The organism is Pontiella sp. (genome assembly GCF_041622395.1).
In the GTDB taxonomy this organism is placed as follows: domain Bacteria; phylum Verrucomicrobiota; class Kiritimatiellia; order Kiritimatiellales; family Pontiellaceae; genus Pontiella.
In genome coordinates this window covers 1-4,923 of record NZ_JBFJYW010000280.1, presented here as the reverse complement: position 1 = coordinate 4,923, position 4,923 = coordinate 1, and the positions used below count along the sequence as shown (strand labels likewise).

The window sequence follows — 4,923 nt, the reverse complement described above, 5'->3', positions numbered from 1 at the left end:
TATAGGCGCCGCCTGCTTTCAGCGCAAAGTTGTTAGAGATGGTGCAATTCCGAACGACCGCCGCGGACTGGAAATTAATGATGCCGCCGCCGGCGCCATGGTTGATGCCGGAAACAATGGCATCGGCACTGGTGGAATTTTGCCCCGAGCTGCCGCCCGTTCCGGTGTTGGGACCGTTGGCATAGCCGTCCTGAATGGTAAAGCCATCGATCGCCGCGCCGACTGCGTTGGTGCAGGAGACAACGTGGTAGACATTATCGCTCGCCAGTCCGGCCACGCCGATATTACCGCTCAACACCGTTGTGTTTTCCTGCCAGTCGCGCTCCGAAAGATGGCTTTCATTTCCCGCAAACCCGCCATAGACCGCAATGCCGCTTTTGAGCTCGAACGTGGCATAGCGATCCGTTCCGGTGGTGGGGGTATAGGTTCCGGCCGCCACCCAGACCGAATCGTCGCCGCCGGCTTCCGCGGCATCGATGCCCGCCTGGACCGTGGCATACGCGGTCGCCCACGAGCTCCCGTCCGCCGCGCCGGCATGGCTTCCATCCACAAACACCACCGCCTGCACAACCGATGCCCAGAGCCCCAATAAACCAACTGAAAAAACGAATCCCGATTTCATCGCCCGCTCCTTAATACACCACCGAAGTGCCGTCCGAATCCACATCGGCCTCGCCGCTCGTCGAACTGTTTCCCGCATAGGTAACGCCGCTCAGCGTCAGCTCCGAATTCAGGTCGTTCGCAATGGCGCCGCCTCCGATGCCGGCCGAGTTCCCCGTAAAACTTGAATTGGCAACCGACGTTTCGCTGCCGTCGAAGTTATAGATGCCGCCGCCGCGATAGGTCGCGCTGTTCCCCGTGAAGGCACAATCCACAAACACCGGCGATGAAATGCCCACCTGCGAAGCGAGGTCGTCGGTAAAGAAGGCCCCGCCCTTCCCCGTGGTTGAATTGTTGGCGAACGCGCAGCCTGAAAACGTCGGCGAAGAGCCATAGTCCGCATAGATCGCGCCGCCCGCCCAAGCGGCGAAATTGGCCGAGAAGGTGCAGTTGGAAAAGGTTCCGCTGCATCCGTTGCGCAGCAGCAGCGCCCCGCCCCGGTTGGCCGTGTTGCCGGTGAATTCGCACTCCGAAAAATCGGACGACGACGCGTTGTAGGCATAGACGCCCGCGCCTTCACCGGCCTGGTTGTCCGCAAAGGTGCATCCGACAACGGTCGGGGAAACTTCATCCACGCAATAGAGGCCGCCGCCGTGCTGGTTTTGGCGGGCGCCGTCCGCCTGCCCATCCCGAATGGTAAAGCCATCCAACACGGCATCGCTCGCGCCGATCACCACATGATAGCTGTTGTCGGCATCCACGCCCGACACGCCGATGTCGCCGCTCAGAACGCTGGCATACAGTGATGGATCGCGCTGGGCCCGATCGGTTTCCGTGCCGGCGAATCCGCCATAGAGATCAACATTCCCCGCCATCGTAAAGCTGGCCGTGCGATCGGAATCCGTGGTGGGCAGATAAATTCCCTCGGCCACCCAGACGGCTCCGCCGCCGGCGGAAGATGCCGCATCGATTCCGGCCTGCACCGTGGCGTAGGCCGAGGTCCAGGACGCTCCGTCCCACGGGCCGGCGGTATTGTCGGCATCCACATAAACCACAACCTCCGTCTTTACCCAGCTGTCGAGCTGGGCGGAAAAGGCATCGTAGACCGCCTGCTCCGCAGCACTCAGCGTCCCGTCCAGCAGGTTGGTGCTTTCGAGCGGGTCGGCCCCCATGTCGTAGAATTTATCCGCGCGGCCGACCATCCGAATCAGCTTGTACTGGTCGTTGCGGATGGCGCGTCCTGTCGTGGTGTTCGCCAGAAGGGCATCGGACTCCATCAGGATCCAATCATTGGCAGGCGCGAAGGGCTGGTTGCCAAGGATTGGAACCAGCGAGCGCGAGTCCTCGCCGCCACTGGCCGGCAGGGTTCCGCCGGCCAGCTCGAGGATCGTGGCAAACAGGTCGGCACAGTGCACCACCGAATCGTTGGTACGCCCGCCGTCCACCACATCGGGGCCGGCCACGATCATCGGCACATGCGTTCCGCCCTCGTAGAGCGTGCCCTTGGCGCGTCCCGTAATATCGTAGGGCGGCTGGATAACGTCGGCGGCCGTCCCGTTGTCGCCCAGGAAAATGATGGTCGTCTCGTTGGTGTCGATGCCGGCCAACAGCCGGCCCATCTCCGTATCCATGGATTCAATCATCGCCTCGAAGTGCGGACGGGGATTGTTGGTCGGCGCACCGACCGGCAGGGAATAGGTGTGCAGATCCGCCGGGGGCTTATGATACGGCGTATGCGCGGCGTTGAACCCGATCCAGGCAAACCAGCGATTCGTCCCCTGTTCACCGATCCAGTCCACCGCATCGGTTACGTTTTCGCTGGTGGCATACGCATCCGTCAACGCGGTGGAAACGCCATCCACCACCTTGGTCCAGTTGTAGTAGGTGCGCGGTTGCGATTCCAGCCCCAGCGCCCCGCCCAGCGACCCGGAAAAATGCGGCCAGCCGCCGATGTCGTTCGGGCCGCTGTCGCCGCCGCCCAGATGCCACTTGCCGAAACTGGCCAGTTCATAGCCCAGCTGCTGTTCGGCGAAGAGCTCGGGCAGGGTAGTTTCGCTGGCGGGCAGATCGGACGAACTTGGACTCAGCACGCCGGTGCGCCAGCCGTTGCGGCCGGTCAGAATGGCCGCGCGGGTCGGGGAACAGGTTGGGTTGGCATAGGCCTGCGTGAAAGTGATTCCCCGCCCCGCCAGAGCCTCGATCGTCGGAACCGGCGGGAAGCTGGCGCTCGCATCGCTGTTCCACCGCGACAAACTGTCGAGACCGATGTCGTCGGCAATAATCACCAGGATGTTCCGTTGGGCCGCCGATGCGGCCAGGGTCAGGCCCATCAGTGCGGCGGCCACTACCCGCCCAAAATGCTGCGTCTTCATATTCACGATCCTTCGTTTGTCGCCGCCCGATCCGGCGCATCATTAGCGAACTAACAACCCGCCGGGTTTATTGCATTGAATCTGTATTTTACCGAATCCGCCGACGCAGCGTTGTTCACCGCGGCGGACCGGAGGGTAAAAAAGCGAATACGCCCCACAATTTTTCGGGAAGGCGCCCCGTTGGTATTATGCTGCTAACAACGGAGCGCACGGATGAAGAAAATGCTACTGCACCTTTTAATGCACAATGGCCGCCTGCTGGAACGGGCCATCGAAGAAGAGCTGGCTTCTTGCGGTCTGCACCACGGACAGGGGCGCATTCTTATAAATATCCAGCGGGCATCCGGAATCACCCAAGCCGATCTGGCGCGCCGGATGGACGTCAAGCCCTCCACCATCACCAACATGCTTCGGCCGCTGGAACAGAAAAAACTGATCAAGCGGAAAACCGACCCCAAAACCAACCGGGCCCAGCGGGTTTCGCTGACGCCCGCCGGCGTAGCCGCCTGCAGCGAAATCCAAGCCGCCTGGGGCCGGGTTGAATCCCGTCTGCTGAAAAGCCTTCCGAACGGCGAACAGACCGCACTTATCCAAACCCTGGAAATCCTCTTAACCACACTGGGCGGCACCCTGCCGACCAACGGAGAAACCGAATGAAAAAACCAATGTCGCTACACAACAGATTGCCGATTGATGATTGCCGATTGCCACTCCGCGTTGCTTCGTTGCTGTCGCTGGCTCCAGCCTCACTTCGTGTGCCGATTTGCAGGTCTGCGACGCCTTTCATACAGATCCGGCGACTAAATATCGGTATTTTTTTCCCAAAAAGAGCACAAAGAAAACAAAGCAGAACCTGCACGGTTTTGAGTTCTCTGCGCTCTTTGGTGGCCATTCCTTCGGTGCTGCGGGATTCTCAATATTTAATCGCCGGAGCAATAAGTAGAGGCCAACGCCGACTGAGTTCCAGCAATCGTAAATCAAAAATCGGCAATCGGCAATGCATGGTCCTGCTTGTCTCCTTGGCTCTGATGGCCGGCATCGCAAACGCACAGCGGCCCGGCGCTGAAAACCGCTATGCCAACGTTCCCGCCGGCGGCGTTCTCGGCAGCGGTCCCCTGCCCGACCTGAACGCCTTCACGCCCGACGGGAAACCTCTGAAACTTAGAGAGCTGTGCAAAGGCAAATATACGGTGCTTTCCGCCGGCTGCCTCACCTGTCCGCTGTTCCACCAGAACTATCCGGAAATCGAGGCCGCCGCAGTGGACTATGCCGCCAAAGGCGTTCGGTTTTTCTACTTCTACAAAAGCCTCCGACACCCCGAACTCAACGGCTATGTCCAGGCCCAGAACATGACGGAACGCCTGCTGCAGCTCGCCGAGGCCCGCAAGCAGCTGGGCACAAAGGTTCCATGGATTGCCGACACGCTGGACGACTCCATGCGGATTGGACTCAAAGCCGGTTCCTGGTCGGTCTACCTGATTTCGCCCGAAGGGGAAATCATCTATGCCGCCGACCGGATCGACGGCCCCGGCCTGCGCCGGGCACTGGGCCAGGCGGTCGGCACCGTTTCCCCCGCCACCGCCGCCGGCAGTCTCGACCTGCCCCGTATCAAGCGTCCGCCGCAGCTGGTCAACACCGACTCGGAACTCGGCGTGAAACGCCCCGAAGGGCTGAACATCCTCTCGATTGTGCCGGCAACCCCCGAAGACACGTATTATGTCAAACTGCGCGCCGAAGCCGACGATGCCCTGCTCCGCACCGGAACCGGCCGCCTGTTCCTTGGATTCTATCCGGACCCGATCCTCGATGCCCACTGGAACAATCTGGCTCCGCCGATGAAATACACCCTCACCCCGCCCGAAGGAGCGTCCGCCACCCCCGCCACCGCTACGGCCCAAAAGGGCCCCGGCGACAGCGACACCTTGCCGCGCCAGTTCTGGGTGGAGATCGC

At 61.2% G+C, this 4,923-nt stretch carries 3 protein-coding genes and 1 pseudogene; 2 read left to right on the top strand and 2 right to left on the bottom strand.

Annotation, left to right across the window (positions count from 1 at the left end):
* Together ABYO54_RS13950 and ABYO54_RS13945 are read right to left on the bottom strand one after the other, a co-directional pair.
* A pseudogene (locus ABYO54_RS13950) lies at positions 1–622 on the bottom strand (hypothetical protein); the annotation flags it as partial.
* A 10-nt stretch (positions 623–632) separates the two neighbouring features.
* Positions 633–2,972, bottom strand: a complete 2,340-nt coding sequence (locus ABYO54_RS13945; protein WP_372808858.1) for a sulfatase-like hydrolase/transferase — start codon at positions 2,970–2,972, stop codon at positions 633–635.
* Between the two features lie 213 nt (positions 2,973–3,185).
* On the opposite strand from ABYO54_RS13945, the gene ABYO54_RS13940 reads away from it, so the two are divergent.
* Together ABYO54_RS13940 and ABYO54_RS13935 are read left to right on the top strand one after the other, a co-directional pair.
* Entirely contained in the window at positions 3,186–3,629 is a 444-nt protein-coding gene (locus tag ABYO54_RS13940; RefSeq protein WP_372808857.1) for a MarR family winged helix-turn-helix transcriptional regulator, read from the top strand.
* A 344-nt stretch (positions 3,630–3,973) separates the two neighbouring features.
* Positions 3,974–4,923: TlpA family protein disulfide reductase (locus tag ABYO54_RS13935; protein ID WP_372808856.1), on the top strand; the 950-nt coding region annotated here is incomplete at its 3' end.

Bases quoted from the DNA above. Each gene is read 5' to 3' on its own strand.
- ABYO54_RS13945 (WP_372808858.1), bottom strand. From the start codon at position 2,972: ATGAAGACGCAGCATTTTGGGCGGGTAGTGGCCGCCGCACTGATGGGC.
- ABYO54_RS13940 (WP_372808857.1), top strand. From the start codon at position 3,186: ATGAAGAAAATGCTACTGCACCTTTTAATGCACAATGGCCGCCTGCTG.